This is a genomic window from Kitasatospora sp. NBC_01266, from assembly GCF_036242395.1.
Classification (GTDB): domain Bacteria; phylum Actinomycetota; class Actinomycetes; order Streptomycetales; family Streptomycetaceae; genus Kitasatospora.
The window spans coordinates 4,477,414-4,491,389 of record NZ_CP108458.1 but is presented as its reverse complement, the minus strand read 5'-3'; the positions used below and the strand labels follow the sequence as shown (position 1 = coordinate 4,491,389).

The 13,976-nt window shown below is 73.4% G+C and carries 11 protein-coding genes and 2 pseudogenes; 2 read left to right on the top strand and 11 right to left on the bottom strand.

The features are described from left to right. Positions 1 to 67: 67 nt before the first annotated feature. Positions 68 to 1,324: a phosphoribosylamine--glycine ligase gene (gene purD, locus OG403_RS19555; RefSeq protein WP_329566151.1), complete on the bottom strand. Its 1,257-nt coding sequence runs from the start codon at positions 1,322 to 1,324 to the stop codon at positions 68 to 70. 431 nt (positions 1,325 to 1,755) lie between these two features. Between purD and OG403_RS19550 the strand changes: the two are divergent. Continuing rightward, positions 1,756 to 2,376 (top strand): annotated as a pseudogene (locus tag OG403_RS19550) (SLATT domain-containing protein); the annotation flags it as partial. Between the two features lie 45 nt (positions 2,377 to 2,421). On the opposite strand, the pseudogene OG403_RS36730 reads toward OG403_RS19550, so the two are convergent. The 4 genes and pseudogenes from OG403_RS36730 to OG403_RS19535 all read right to left on the bottom strand — a co-directional run. Next, a pseudogene (locus tag OG403_RS36730) lies at positions 2,422 to 2,517 on the bottom strand (AAC(3) family aminoglycoside 3-N-acetyltransferase); the annotation flags it as partial. A gap of 92 nt (positions 2,518 to 2,609) precedes the next feature. After that, a complete protein-coding gene (locus OG403_RS19545; RefSeq protein ID WP_329566149.1) occupies positions 2,610 to 3,257 on the bottom strand; it encodes a hypothetical protein in 648 nt (215 codons plus the stop codon). 97 nt (positions 3,258 to 3,354) lie between these two features. Then, entirely contained in the window at positions 3,355 to 4,143 is a 789-nt protein-coding gene (locus OG403_RS19540; protein WP_329566147.1) for a GntR family transcriptional regulator, read from the bottom strand. A gap of 187 nt (positions 4,144 to 4,330) precedes the next feature. Next, positions 4,331 to 5,128 carry a carbon-nitrogen family hydrolase gene (locus OG403_RS19535; RefSeq protein ID WP_329566145.1) on the bottom strand — a complete coding sequence of 266 codons (798 nt, stop codon included), beginning with the start codon at positions 5,126 to 5,128 and terminating at the stop codon, positions 4,331 to 4,333. Positions 5,129 to 5,248: 120 nt separating this feature from the next. On the opposite strand from OG403_RS19535, the gene OG403_RS19530 reads away from it, so the two are divergent. Beyond that, entirely contained in the window at positions 5,249 to 6,085 is an 837-nt protein-coding gene (locus OG403_RS19530) for a maleylpyruvate isomerase family mycothiol-dependent enzyme (protein ID WP_329566143.1), read from the top strand. A gap of 40 nt (positions 6,086 to 6,125) precedes the next feature. Here the strand turns inward: OG403_RS19530 and OG403_RS19525 are convergent, their stop codons facing one another. The 6 genes from OG403_RS19525 to pdhA all read right to left on the bottom strand — a co-directional run bounded on the left by OG403_RS19525 (position 6,126) and on the right by pdhA (position 13,920). Further along, positions 6,126 to 7,532 (bottom strand): MFS transporter, encoded by a 1,407-nt coding sequence (locus tag OG403_RS19525; protein WP_442910941.1) that lies wholly within the window; start codon positions 7,530 to 7,532, stop codon positions 6,126 to 6,128. 109 nt (positions 7,533 to 7,641) lie between these two features. Beyond that, on the bottom strand, positions 7,642 to 8,886 hold the full coding sequence (locus tag OG403_RS19520) for a M64 family metallopeptidase (protein WP_329566139.1): 1,245 nt from the start codon (positions 8,884 to 8,886) through the stop codon (positions 7,642 to 7,644). Between the two features lie 135 nt (positions 8,887 to 9,021). Further along, the gene (locus OG403_RS19515; RefSeq protein WP_329566137.1) at positions 9,022 to 10,254 is read right to left on the bottom strand and encodes a benzoate/H(+) symporter BenE family transporter; all 1,233 of its coding nucleotides are present in this window, start codon (positions 10,252 to 10,254) and stop codon (positions 9,022 to 9,024) included. Positions 10,255 to 10,385: 131 nt separating this feature from the next. Next, positions 10,386 to 11,783 (bottom strand): dihydrolipoamide acetyltransferase family protein, encoded by a 1,398-nt coding sequence (locus OG403_RS19510; RefSeq protein ID WP_329566135.1) that lies wholly within the window; start codon positions 11,781 to 11,783, stop codon positions 10,386 to 10,388. 13 nt (positions 11,784 to 11,796) lie between these two features. Continuing rightward, positions 11,797 to 12,768 carry an alpha-ketoacid dehydrogenase subunit beta gene (locus OG403_RS19505; RefSeq protein WP_329566133.1) on the bottom strand — a complete coding sequence of 324 codons (972 nt, stop codon included), beginning with the start codon at positions 12,766 to 12,768 and terminating at the stop codon, positions 11,797 to 11,799. A 6-nt stretch (positions 12,769 to 12,774) separates the two neighbouring features. Beyond that, positions 12,775 to 13,920, bottom strand: coding sequence for a pyruvate dehydrogenase (acetyl-transferring) E1 component subunit alpha (gene pdhA, locus OG403_RS19500; RefSeq protein ID WP_442910940.1), 1,146 nt, complete (start codon positions 13,918 to 13,920; stop codon positions 12,775 to 12,777). Between the last annotated feature and the right edge of the window lie 56 nt (positions 13,921 to 13,976).

The following is a 13,976-nucleotide window of genomic DNA, read 5'->3' as shown; positions in this document are numbered from 1 at the left end:
CCGAGGGGCGCTGCGCCCGGTGGGATGACCGGAGGCAGCGCCCCTGATGAACGTCGTACGCGGTGGTTCAGCCGGCGTCGCGGGCCGCCTGCAGCGCGATGTCGGTGCGGTGCTGCGAGCCGTCCAACCGGATCTCGGCCACGCCCTGGTAGGCGCGCTCGCGGGCCTGGGTCAGGTCCGCACCGGTCGCGGTGACCGAGAGCACCCGGCCACCGGCGCTGAGCACCCGGCCCTCGGCGTCCGCCCGGGTGCCCGCGTGCAGCACCCAGACCGTGCCGTCGGCCGCCTCGGCCTTCTCCAGGCCCTCGATCGGGTCGCCGGAGCGCGGCGCGGCCGGGTAGCCCTCGGCGGCCACCACCACGGTGACGGCGGCCTGCTCGGACCAGCGCAGCGGCTCCAGGTCGGCCAGCGTGCCCTTGGCGGCGGCCAGCAGCACGCCCGCCAGCGGGGTCCGCAGCCGGGCCAGCACCACCTGGGTCTCCGGGTCGCCGAAGCGCGCGTTGAACTCGATCACCCGGGTGCCGCGCGAGGTGAGCGCCAGGCCCGCGTAGAGCAGGCCGGAGAACGGGGTGCCCCGCCGCCGCAGCTCGTCCACGGTGGGCTGCAGGACGGTCTCCAGCACCTCGGCGACCAGGCCCTCGGGGGCCCAGGGCAGCGGCGAATAGGCGCCCATGCCACCGGTGTTGGGACCGGCGTCGCCGTCCAGCGCGCGCTTGAAGTCCTGCGCCGGCTGCAGCGGGAGCACGGTGGTGCCGTCGGTGATCGCGAAGAGCGAGACCTCCGGGCCGTCCAGGTACTCCTCGATCACCACGCGGTCGCACGCGGCGGCGTGGGCCAGCGCGGCGGTGCGGTCGGCGGTGACCACCACGCCCTTGCCGGCCGCCAGGCCGTCGTCCTTGACCACGTAGGGGGGCCCGAAGGCGTCCAGCGCCTCGGCGGCCTCCTCGGGGGTGGTGCAGAGGTAGGAACGGGCGGTGGGCACCGCGGCCCCGGCCATCACGTCCTTGGCGAAGGCCTTGGAGCCCTCCAGCTGGGCCGCCTCGGCGGACGGGCCGAAGACCGGGATGCCGGCCGCGCGCAGCGGATCGGCGACCCCGGCCACCAGCGGGGCCTCGGGGCCGACCACCACCAGGTCGGCGGCCAGCCGCTGGGCGAGCGCGGTGACCTGCGCGCCGTCCAGCTGGTCGACCGGATGGACCGTCGCCACCCGCGCGATCCCGGCATTGCCCGGGGCGCAGTGCAGCTCGCTGACGGCGGGATCTTGGGACAGGGAGCGGCACAGGGCGTGTTCGCGGGCGCCGCCGCCGATGACGAGGACCTTCACGGTTGGCAAGGGTAGTCGGTGGCCTGTTCCCGCTGATCCACCGGGCTGTGGAAATCGCCAACGGGCAGGCCCTGAACAGCGATCTCGTTCGTCCGTTCCTCCAGGCGGCGGACCCGGTCAGGTTCGCGGCACCCCGTGTACTCGCTCGGGAGAGTGAATTCGCGCCGTCTTCCGCAACCCCGCCACCACGGGTTACCGACGTCTTTTCGGGTAACGATCATGGGGGAGACGTCACACGGTCAGCCATTTGGCGGTAAGAAGTGCTGTTGGATACCCAGCAGTGCCCAGTAGTGCCAAGAGCAGTGCCCCAGCCAGTGCCAAGAGTCGACCAGTGCCCGCAGCACGTCCGCGCAGCGGCAGTCCGCGCAGCAGTCAGGCCTGTCAGCACGGTCAGGCCCGTCAAGGGAGCCCCACAGGTGAGCCAGCCCGAAATGCAGCCCGAGGAGAGTCCCTGGGGCAAGGACCTCGGCGAGGAGGACCAGCCCGGCACGGCGGCCGCCGCCGGACGGGACCGGGCCGCCACCCGTCGCCGCGCCGATCTGAGTGCCCGCCAGTTCCCGCTCGGCGACTGGGGTGAGCCGGCCGAGCGGCTCGAGGAGCTCTACCGCTGGTCCGAGGAGCGCGCGGTCGAGGCGATCGACTGGTACCGCCGGGACCGGCTGTGGAAGCGCCGCTGGGCGCGGCTGCTGCGGATCGGCGCGGCCACCCTCGGGGTGGCGGGGGTCACCCTGCCGCTGGTCCAGCTGACCGGCCGGCTGCCGCACGGCACCGCCTGGGGGTATGTCGCCCTGGCGCTGGCGGGCGGCTGCCTGGCCGCCGACCGGGCGTTCGGGCTCAGCTCGGGCTGGATGCGGGACGTCTCCACCGCGCAGGCGCTGCAGCGGCGGCTGGAGGCCTTCCAGTTCGACTGGGCCTCGGAGTGCGTGCGCGAGGTGCTCGGCCCCACCGAGGGCACCGCGGGCGAGGCGGCCGAGCGCTGCCTGGGCGTGCTGCGGCGGTTCTGCGAGGACGTGTCGGAGCTGGTCCGCGGCGAGACCTCGGAGTGGATGCTCGAGTTCCGGGCCCGGATGACCCAGCTGCCCACCCAGGCCCCGGGCAGCTGGGGCGGACGCCCCGAGAGCGGCACACCGGCCCAGGTCCGGGTGCTGCCGGCGCCCGGCACCAGGCCGACCATGCCGCGCCAGCGGCCGCCGGAGGGTCCGCTGCGGTAGCCGGGTCGGCGGCGCCGCGGCAGGGCGGTCGGGGCCGCGCGAAGGCCGCGAGGACCCGGCCCACCCGCCTGGGATCAGGCGAAGACCACCATCGAACCCTGCGTCAGGCTCCTCGTGGCCGCCGCGTAGAGGCCGGCCCAGGCGTGCCGCTCCCGCGCGTACGGGTGCACGTCGTCCAGCGGCGGGGCGAACGGCTGCTCCAGTCCGGTCGGCCCGAGCGGCCGGGTCGGACCCGGCGGGTTCAGCGGGTCGATGCCGAGCGCGGGCGCGATCGCCTGCAACTCCCGCAGCAGCCCGTAGGAGGAGCCCAGCGGGCCGCCGGAGGTCAGCAGCTCCTCGTCCACCAGCGGCACCTGGAACTCGATCGGCACGTACGCGCCGGCGTGGTCGAAGTGCCAGACCAGGTGGGACTGCTCGGCCGTGGACTCGAACATCTCCAGCAGCTGCTCGTAGTCGCCGCCGAGCGCGTCCACCGGGGTCAGCTGGAAGCCGGTCAGCTGGAGCAGGTAGGCGCGGCGCAGGAAGTGCAGCGAGTCGTAGTCGAAGGCCGCTATCGGCTCCACCTCACCGGTGATCCCGGGGGCGAACTCGTACACCGGCACGCCGGGCAGACCGCGCGCGGTCAGTGCCGCGTTGTAGACCGCGAGGTCCTCGCGGAACGGGTTGTCCGGGTTGTGGCTCAGTACGTCCACCAGCGGTACGAGCCAGAGGTCACAGGCCACGGGCCGCTCTTCCTCTCACTGGCTTCGGTTCCTCGACACGCCGACACCGGAGCCCTACCGGCACCGGCCGGCCGGACTCCTCGACGCCCGAACCACCCTACCGGCCCATCGGCGGCGGCGGAGTGGGGAGCATCGAACAAGGCTCCGGCAGCGTCCCGGCCGGCTCGGCCGTCAACAGCGGCAGCACCGAGACGCTCTCCAGCGACTCCCCCGCCAGCTGGGCCAGCAGCCGCACCGTGAACAGGTTGTACTCGCCGATCATCCGCCGCGCGCCGGCCAGGTCGCGCGAGGCGATCAGCTCGACCAGCTCGCTCTGCCGGTCCCAGCAGACGCCGGCCAGCTGCTCGCGGGCCCGCAGGAAGCGCGCCGCGAACATCCAGGACTGCACCCGCAGCCAGTCCAGGTAGTCGGCGATCCGCTGGTTCTCCAGGAACCCGGACATCTCGTTCCAGAACCGCCGGTCGCAGCCGACCATCACGTCCAGCTGCCCCGCGCGAGCGGCCCGCGCGGCCGCCTCGGCCCGGCGCCGCAGCGAGCTGAGCCGCGACCAGTCGTAGCCGCTCGGCTGCATCGACAGCCGGCGGAAGGCACTGTCGGTGAGCATCACCCTGGCTTCGAAGATCTCCAGGAAGTCGGTCCAGCTGAGCTCCGGCACGGTGAACCCGCGGTGGTGCTCGGCCCGCAGCAGCCCCTGCGCCGCCAGGTCGACCAGCGCCTCCCGGGCCGGGGTGGCCGAGACGCCGTACAGCTCGGCGATCTCCTTCACGGTGAAGTTGCCGCCGGCCGCCAGCCGACCCGCCATCAACTCCTCGCGCAGCGCCCCGGCGATCTGCTCGCGCAGGCTGTTGCGCTGGATCGGGAGTCTCCCCAGACCGCCGATGCTCACCGGCACACCCTCCTTCGACCAGCCGCCAGGCCCGCCGCGGGCCGTCATCGAGAGATCATCCTCTCAAAAGGCGCGCAAAAACCACACAATCCCGCTCGGCGCAGCTCCGGCCCCCCGTCAGCGCCGCACCGGCCGGTGGAACGCTCCCACCGTCAGCGCCGCACCGGCCGGTGGAACGCTCCCACCGTCAGCGCCGCACCGGCGCCGGGATGCCGAGCAGCCGGTCGCGCAGCACCGGGAACTCCTCACGCGCCTTGGCCACCGCGGCCGGGTCGAACTCGACGGTCAGCACCTGCTCGTCCGGGCCGGCCTCGGCCAGCACCGTGCCCCAGGGGTCGACCACCAGGCTGTGCCCGGCCTGCTCGACCCCGCCGTGGGTGCCGGCCGTGTTGCAGGCCAGCACGAAGGCCTGCTCCTCCACCGCCCGCGCCCGGGCCAGCAGGGTCCAGTGCTCGCGCCGCCGCGCGGGCCAGGCCGCCGGGACCACCAGCAACTGTGCCCCGGCGTCCAGCAGCGCCCGGAAGAGCTCGGGGAAGCGCAGGTCGTAGCAGGTCGCCAGACCCAGCGTGCCGAAGTCGGTGGCGGCCGTGACGATCTCCTGCCCGGCCCCCATCACCACCGCCTCACCGCTGTCGAAACCGAAGCGGTGGATCTTGCGGTAGGTGTGCAGCAGCTCGCCGCTCGGCGAGAAGACCAGCGAGGTGTTGTAGATCGGGCCGTCCGGATCGCGCTCCACGATCGAGCCGGCGTGCAGCCAGACGCCGGCCGCCCGGGCCGCCGCTGACATCGCGTCAGCCGTCGGCCCGTCCAGCGGTTCGGCCCCGTCCGACCAGGCGTCATAAGCGAACCCGCCGAGCGGCCAGAGCTCCGGCAGGACCACCAGGTCCGCACCCTGCTGGGCACGCACCAGGGCCGCCACCCTGGCCCGCCGCTCGGCCGCCGGTTCGGCGTCGGACACGGAGAGTTGGATCAATGAGGCGCGCACACTACCACCGTCCACGACAAGAGACCTACGATCGTCACCCGAAAGCGCTGCCTGCTCTCTCCCGGCAGCGTAACGTGCGGTTAGCGCGTAGAGCCGACGGATGGCCGGAGAAGAAAAGCTGTGACCGATAATCAGGCCGTGCAGGCCTACACGGATGCCTGGACGCACTCCGTCGAGTCCATAGCGGAGCTACTGGCCGCACTCCCCGCCGACTCATGGAACCGGCCCACCGAGTGCCCGGGCTGGTCGGTGCGGGACGTGGTCTCGCACGTGATCGCCGTCGAGTCCGAACTGCTCGGTGACCCGCGACCGATCCACTCGCTCCCCAGCGACCTGCGGCACATCAAGGACGAGGTCTCCCGCTACCTCGAACTCCCGGTGGACAAGCGCCGCTGCCACACCGCGCCCGAGATGACCTCGGAGCTGGAGTACGTGATCATCCGGCGCTCGCGTGCCCTGCGCACCGCCGGCACCGGCCCCGAGGACCTGGTGCGCTTCCCGGCCGGGCCGGGCGCCTACGAGCTGCCCTACCAGCTGCTGCTCCAGCTGCGGGTGCTGGACGTCTGGGTGCACGAGCAGGACCTGCGCCGCGCGCTGCTGCTGCCCGGCAACCTGGACTCCCCCGCCGCCCAGATCACCCGTGACCTGCTGCTGCGGGGCCTGCCGAAGATCGTCGCCAAGCAGGCGGGCGCCCCGGCCGGTTCGGTGGTGGTCTTCGACGTCACCGGCCCGCTGGAGTTCCTCCGCCGGGTCCGGGTGGACGAGAACGGCCGCGGCGAGCTGGACTCCCAGATCAGTCTGGGCCCCGACGTGCAGTTCACCCTCGACTGGGAGACCTGGCTCCGCCTGGCCTGCGGCCGGGTCCGCCCCGACGCCCTGCCCGGCGGCGCACTGCGGATCGAGGGGGACCAGGAGCTGGCCCAGCGGGTGCTGGCGAACTTCGTCCAGACCTTCTGACCGGCGACCCCGGCCACCCCGCACCGGGTGCGGGCCCGGCCTACCCGGCCCGCACCCGCCGGCGCAGCCGGAGGATCATCACCGTTCCCAGCACCAGCGGCAGGTACATCCAGCAGAACGCCCCCCGGTACGCCGCCGCCGAGTAGACGTCCCCGCCACCGCCCGGTGACAGCAGGTCGAGCAGCACGCCGATGCCCAGCAGCGTCACCATGGTCGCGATGAATCCGCCCATGTTGGCGATGCCCGAGGCGGTGCCCAGGCGGTGCCCGGGGTTGTGCGAGCGGGCGTAGTCGAGGCCGACCAGCGAGGCCGAGCCGTTGCTGCCCATCACGAAGAGGAGCAGGACCAGCAGCCACAGCGGCGGGTGGCCGCCGGGCCAGGCCAGGACCAGGGCCCAGCAGGCACCGGTGGCGGCGATCACCGTGAGCACGATCGGCATCCGCAGCCGCGGACCCCGGGAGAGCAACTGGCCGAAGAGCAGGCCGAAGAAGATGTTGGCGAAGACCAGCAGGGTGAGCATGCCGCCCGCCTCACCGGTGCTCATGCCCTGCCCGTCGACCAGGTAGGGCAGGCCCCAGAGCAGCGAGAAGGCGTTGGCCGGGAACTGGGTGGTGAAGTGCACCCAGAGGCCCAACCGGGTGCCGGGCTCGCGCCAGGACTCGCGGATCTGCTCGCGGATCGGCAGCCGGTCCCCCGCACCGGCCTCGGCACTGGCAGCGGCACCGCCCGCCGCCGGGCCCGGCGGCACCTCCCGCAGCAGCAGCGCGATCACGGCGAAGACCAGCACCCCCAGCAGGGCGATCGCGGCGAAGCTCGCCGTCCAGCCCTCGGTGTGCAGCGCCCGGGCCAGGATCACGGTGGTCACCAGGTTGCCGCCCATCCCGGCCAGGCCGGTGAACTGGGCGACCAGCGGGTTGCGCGCGGCCGGGAACCAGCGGGCGGCGATCCGCAGCACGCTGATGAAGGTCATCGCGTCGCCGCAGCCGAGCACCGCCCGGGAGGCCAGCGCGGGCCCGAAGGCGGTGCTGAACGCGAAGGCCAGCTGGCCCACGGTGAGCAGCACAACGCCCAGCAGCAGCACCCGGCGCGGGCCGAACCGGTCCACCAGCAGGCCGACCGGGATCTGCATCGCGGCGTAGACCAGCACCTGGACTATCGAGAAGGTGGCCAGCGCCGCGGCGCCGACGCCGAACCGGTGGGCGGCCTCCAGACCGGCCACCCCGAGGCTGGTGCGGTGGATCACGGCGAGCACATAGGCGCTGACGCCGATGCCCCAGGCGAACCAGGCGGCCCGCCCGCCCGGCGGCAGCGCGGGCGTGGGCAGCGCGGGCGTGGGCGACGCGGGCGTGGGCAGCGCGGGCGTGGGCGACGCGTCGCCCTCGCCAGGGGGTAGCCGGGGACCCGGGACGGAGGAGGAGCGGATCGCGCTGGCTGGGTCCACGGTCATAGTGGACCCAGATTAGTCATCCCATCATCTGATGATGCCGCCTGGGTGGGCCTCGATCCCGCTCATCCGGCGACGGTGCCCGACGGGCTGTCCCACGCCGGTCAGCCGGTCAGCCGGTCAGCACCCAGCTGACCGTGCGGGTCATGTGCTGGTCCCGGAACACCTCGTCCCGCACCCAGTCGGTGGTGTCCCGCACCGTGGCGGTGACCGTCACCCGCCGGCCGGCCGGTAGCGCCAGCGCCGCCGGGTCGAACCAGCTGTGGTCGGGCGAGCTGGGCTGCACCGCCTTCCCGTCCACCTTCCAGTCCACCTCGAGCTGCCGGTCACCGCTCAGGTGCAGCGGGCGGACGGTGAGCCGGGGCCTGCCGGTCACCCGGCCCGGTCGCGGCTCGGCGCCGTCCAGCGGGCTGATCCGGCGGTAGAGCTGCTCGATGATCGCCTCCCGGGAGGGGAGGTTGTAGCTGCCGCCCAGGGTGCGCATCACCGAGTCGGCGGTGGGGCGGTAGACGCCGTTGGCGCTGCGGTAGGCACCCACCGGGCCGCCGCCGTCCGGCGAGTCGGCGCCCAGCCAGCGCCACCACTTGAGGTGGTCGCGGCGCATCGCGTCGGCGCCCTGGTTGGAGAGGTTGGGGTAGTCGGCGTCCTTGGGGGCGCTGTCGTACTCGTCGCCGAGGTCGCCGACGGTGTGTCCGATCTCGTGCTGGATGATCCGGCCCGCGTCCGGGCTGCCGCCGGAGAGCGTGGTCACCCCCGTGCCGCCGGCCCCGCCGTACTCGGTCGAGTTGGCCAGGGCTATCAGGTACTGCGGACCGTTCCCGGCGCCCGCGTACTGAGCGGTGGCGGCCTCGTCGGCGCAGAGCAGCCGCGCGGTGCCCTCGCACCAGAAGTGCATGCCCAGCGGGGTGCCGGGCCGCCGGCCCTTGATCTCCCCCTCGGCTATCCCGGGGGTCGGGGAGACCACTTCGACCCGCCGTATGTTGAAGAGGTCCTGGTAGGTGCGGAACGGCTCGATGTCCATCAGCGCCCGCCAGGCCTGGTCGGCCTGCCGCCGGAAGAGGTCCTGCTGGTCGGCGGTGTAGCCGTCGCCGAGCAGCACCAGGGTGACCCGGTTCGCCGGATCACCCGTGCGGCGTATGTCGAAGGTCGGGGCGGTGCCGGTGCGCAGCCGGACCGCCCGGTCCGCGGTGCCGCCCCTGGGCGGGACGGCACGGTCGGTGGCCGAGGTCCCGGCGGGGCCGATCACGGCGAACGGCGCCGGACCGGTCAGTTCCAGGGCGGCGGGCAGCGCGGCTGCCGCGAGCAGGGCGAGTGCGGCCAGACTCCGGATGAGACGGCCAGGGTTGCCAGGCGCCATACGGACGGTCCTCGGTGCTCCGGTCACCCGGCGGGCGCGCGGGTGGGGGTCGCACAGACGTACCCACCGCGTACTCGGCGGTGAACGTTCCGTAGCACATCTCACCCGCCAGGCCCAGTAGCGACACCCGCCGGCTCAGCCCCGCCGGCGCGCCGTCAGGACCAGCTGGGTGGCGATGCCGAGCAGCAGTCCCCAGAAGGCCGCGCCGATGCCGCACAGCGTCATCCCCGAGGTGGTGGCCAGGAAGGTCACCGCCGCCGCCTCGCGGCCCCGCTCGTCGGCCAGCGCCGCCGCCAGGCTGCCCTGGAAGGCGCCGAGCAGCGCCACCCCGCCGACCACCGCGACCAGCGCGGCGGGCAGCCCGGCGAAGAGGCTGACCAGCATCCCGCCGAAGCAGCCCACCAGCAGGTAGAGCACGCCGATCGACATGCCCGCCAGGTACCGGCGGCGCGGCTGCGGGTGGCTCTCGGGGCCGGCGCAGATCGCGGCGGTGATCGCGGCGATGTTGATCCCGGGGCCGCCGAACGGCGCCAGCAGTACCGAGGCCGCGCCGGTCGCCCCGACCAGCAGCCGGTCCGGCGGCCGGTAGCCGAAGCTGCGCAGCACCCCGAGCCCGGGCGCGTCCTGCGAGGCCAGCGCGACCAGGGTGAGCGGCAGCGCGAGGCCGACCAGTGCCGAGCCGTCGAAGGCGGGCACGGTCAGCACCGGCAGGGTCAGCCCGCCGTGCCCCAGGTGCAGGCTCAGGCCCACGGTCGAGGCCGCCGCCACCGCGCCGACCAGCAGCGCGGCCGGCACGGCGTACCGCGGCAGCAGCCGCTTGGCCAGCAGGTAGGCCGCCAGCGCACAGAGCACCACGGTGGGCGCGGTGTGCAGCGAGCTGAAGATCTCCGTCCCGAACTCGAACAGGATGCCCGCCAGCATCGCGTTGACCACCGAGGCCGGGATCACCGCGATCAGCCGCCCGAACAGCCCGGTCACTCCGAGCAGCGTCACCACCACCCCGCTCACCAGGTAGGCCCCGACCGCGTCCGGGTAGGAGTACCCGCCCAGGCTGCCGACCAGCAGCGCCGCCCCGGGGGTCGACCAGGCGGTGACCACCGGCAGCCGGGTCCGCCAGCTCAGCAGCAGCGAGGTCGCCCCGCTGCCGATGGATATCGCCCAGATCCAGGAGGCCGTGTGCGCCTGGTCCAGGTGCCCGGCGCGGGCCGCCGCGAGCACCACCACCAGCGGCCCCGAGTAGCAGACCACCACCGCGATCAGCCCGGCCAGCAGCGCGGAGAACGAGACGTCGCGGCGCAGCGAGTAACCGGGCGGCGGCGACCCGGCGAGCGGGTCGGCGGGGGCGTCCAGGATGCGGTGATCAGCCATCCGAGCAGTATTCAGGAGCCGGTCCGGAGGTCGAAGGGGTTTTCGAGCGGTCCGCGACAGCCCCGGTCGCAAAACGGCGCGGGCCCCGCGCCTCCGGGTGGAGGTGCGGGGCCCGCGGGACCGACCGAGCGTCAGGCCCAGGTGATCAGCCGCTTCGGGCGCTCCAGGATGGCGGCCACGTCGGCCAGCACCTTGGAGCCCAGCTCGCCGTCGACCATCCGGTGGTCGAAGGAGAGCGCCAGCGTGGTGACCTGGCGGGGCACCACCCGGCCCTTGTGCACCCACGGCAGCTCCCGGACCGCGCCGAAGGCCAGGATGGCGGCCTCGCCGGGGTTGAGGATCGGGGTGCCGGTGTCGACGCCGAAGACGCCGACGTTGGTGATGGTGACGGTGCCGCCGGCCATGTCGGCCGGGGACGTCTTGCCCTGGCGGGCGGTGTCGATCAGCGAACCCAGCTCGGTGGCCAGGCCGGTCAGGGTGAGCGCGCCGGCGTTCTTGATGTTCGGCACGATCAGGCCGCGCGGGGTGGCAGCCGCGATGCCGAGGTTGACCTGGCCGCGCAGCACGATCTCCTGGGCGCTCTCGTCCCAGCTGGCGTTGATCTCCGGGTGCCGCTTGATCGCGGTGAGCAGCGCCTTGGCGACCAGCAGCAGCGGGCTGACCCGCACCCCCTGGCCCAGTTCGCCGGTCTCCTTCAGGGTGCGCACCAGCTTCATCGTGCGGGTGACGTCGACCTGGACGAACTCGGTGACGTGCGGCGCGGTGAAGGCGGAGGCGACCATCGCCGAGGCGGTGGCCTTGCGCACGCCCTTGACCGGGATCCGCACGTCGCCACCGGTGACGGTGACCGGCTCGGCCACCGAAGTCACCGAAGTCACCGAAGCCACCGGGGCGGCGACGGCGGCGGGAGCGGCGGCCACCGGGGCGGGCGCGGCGGCGGCGTGCACGTCCTCGCGGGTGATGATCCCGTCGGGGCCGGTCGGCACCACGGTGCGCAGGTCGATGCCCAGGTCCTTGGCGAGCTTGCGGACCGGCGGCTTGGCCAGCGGCCGCTCGGCGCCCGGCTGGGCCACCACCGGTGCGGGCGCCGGGACCGGCACGGCCACCGGCGCGGCGGCGACGGCCGCGGCCGGCGCGGCAGCGGTGGTGCGGCGGGCCCGTCGCTGGGTCCCGCCGGTGCGCGGTCCGTAGCCGACCAGCACCTCACGCCGCGCCGGCTCGGCCGGCTCGTCGGCCTCGGCCGCCGGGGCGGCGGCCGGGGCGGCAGCGGCCGGCGCCGCGCCCGCCACCGCGATCGCGATGATCGCGGTGCCGACGTCGACCGTCGTGCCCTCGGCGAAGTGCAGCGACTGGACCGTCCCGTTGAACGGGATCGGCAGCTCGACGGCCGCCTTCGCGGTCTCCACCTCGCAGACGATCTGGCCGTCCGTCACGGTGTCGCCCGGCTGGACGTACCACTTGAGAATCTCGGCCTCGGTCAGGCCCTCGCCCACATCGGGCATCTTGAACTCGTGGAGAGCGGTAGTCATCGAGTCACTCCCCTCAGAACGCCAGCGCGCGGTCGACGGCGTCCAGCACCCGGTCCAGGTCGGGCAGGTACTGCTCCTCGACCCGGGACGGCGGGTACGGCGCGTGGTAGCCGCCGACCCGCAGGACGGGGGCTTCCAGGTGGTAGAAGCACTTCTCGGTGAGCCGGGCGGCCAGCTCGGAGCCCATGCCCATGAAGACCGGGGCCTCGTGCACCACCACGGCCCGCCCGGTGCGCCGCACCGAGGCCTCCAGGGTGGCGAAGTCGACCGGCGAGAGCGAGCGCAGGTCGACCACCTCCAGGCGGCGGCCGTCCTGCTCGGCGGCCTGGGCGGCCTCCAGGCAGACCTTGACCATCGGACCGTAGGCGAGCAGCGTCAGGTCGGTGCCGGGGCGCACCACCTTGGCCGCGTGCAGGTCCAGCTCCGGGGCACTGCTGATCTCGGCCTTGTCCCAGTAGCGGGCCTTGGGCTCCAGGAAGATCACCGGGTCGTCCGACTCGACCGACTGGCGCAGCATCCAGTAGGCGTCGTCCGGGTTGGACGGGGTGACCACCCGCAGGCCGGCGGTGTGCGCGAAGTAGGCCTCGTGCGACTCGCTGTGGTGCTCGACGGCGCCGATGCCGCCCGCGTAGGGGATGCGGACGGTAACGGGCATCTTGACGTGCCCGAGCGCGCGGGCGTGCATCTTGGCCAGCTGGGTGACGATCTGGTCGAAGGCCGGGTAGACGAAGCCGTCGAACTGGATCTCGACGATCGGGCGGTAGCCGCGCAGCGCCAGGCCGATCGCGGTGCCGACGATGCCGGACTCGGCGAGCGGGGTGTCGATCACCCGGTCCTCGCCGAAGTCCTTCTGCAGACCGTCGGTGACCCGGAAGACGCCGCCCAGCTTCCCGACGTCCTCACCCATGATCAGGGTCTTCGGGTCGGTCTCCAGGCAGGCGCGAAGGCCCTCGTTGATGGCCTTCGACATGGTGAGCTTTGACATGTTCGGTTACTCCCCGCCCTCGAAGGACTCCGCGTACGCGACATATTCGGCCCGCTCCTCCGCCACCAGGGCGTGCGGCTCGGCGTAGACATGGTCGAAGATCAGCGTCGCGTCCGGGTCCGGCATGGAGCGCACGCCCTCGCGCACCCGCAGGCCCAGGGTCTCGCTCTCCGCCTCGACGGCGGCGAAGAAGTCCGCGTCGGCCAGCTCCTCGCGCTCCAGCAGCGCCTTGAGCCGGGAGATCGGGTCCTTGGCCTTCCAGGCCTCGGTCTCCTCGTTCGCCCGGTAGCGGGTCGGGTCGTCGGAGGTGGTGTGCGCACCCATCCGGTAGGTGAAGGCCTCGATCAGCACCGGGCCGCTGCCGCTGCGGGCGCGGTCCAGCGCCCAGCGGGTGACCGCCAGGCAGGCCAGCACGTCGTTGCCGTCCACCCGCACGCCGGGGAAGCCGAAGCCGGAGGCGCGGCGGTAGAGCGGGATCCGGGTCTGGGTGGTGGTGGGCTCGGAGATCGCCCACTGGTTGTTCTGGCAGAAGAAGACCACCGGCGCGTTGTAGACCGAGGCGAAGGTGAACGCCTCGTTGACGTCGCCCTGGCTGGAGGCACCGTCGCCGAAGTAGGCGATCACGGCGTCGTCCGCACCGTCCTTGGTGATACCCATCGCGTAGCCGGTCGCGTGCAGGGTCTGCGAGCCGATCACGATGGTGTAGAGGTGGAAGTTCTTCTCGTTCGGGTCCCAGCCGCCGTGGTTCACGCCGCGGAACATCCCGAGCAGGTTCAGCGGGTCCACCCCGCGGCACCAGGCGACGCCGTGCTCGCGGTAGGTGGGGAAGGCGTAGTCGTTCTCCCGCATCGCGCGGCCGCTGCCGACCTGCGCCGCCTCCTGGCCGAGCAGCGAGGCCCACAGGCCCAGCTCGCCCTGCCGCTGCAGCGCGGTGGCCTCGGCGTCGAAGCGCCGCACCAGCACCAGGTCCCGGTAGAGGGAGCGCAGCTCCTCGGGGGTGATGGTCAGCGGGTAGTCCGGGTGCTCGACCCGCTCGCCTTCCGGGGTGAGCAGTTGGACGAGCTCGGCAGGGGCGTCCTTCCCCGTGGCGAGGCTGTCGGGGACGCCGGGGGCGGCCTTCTTGCGCGCCCTCGCCGTGCTTTTGACGGTCACGTTCACTCCTCGGTCTGTCCGGCCGCCCGGGGTCGCCGGTGACCGGTCCGGTCACC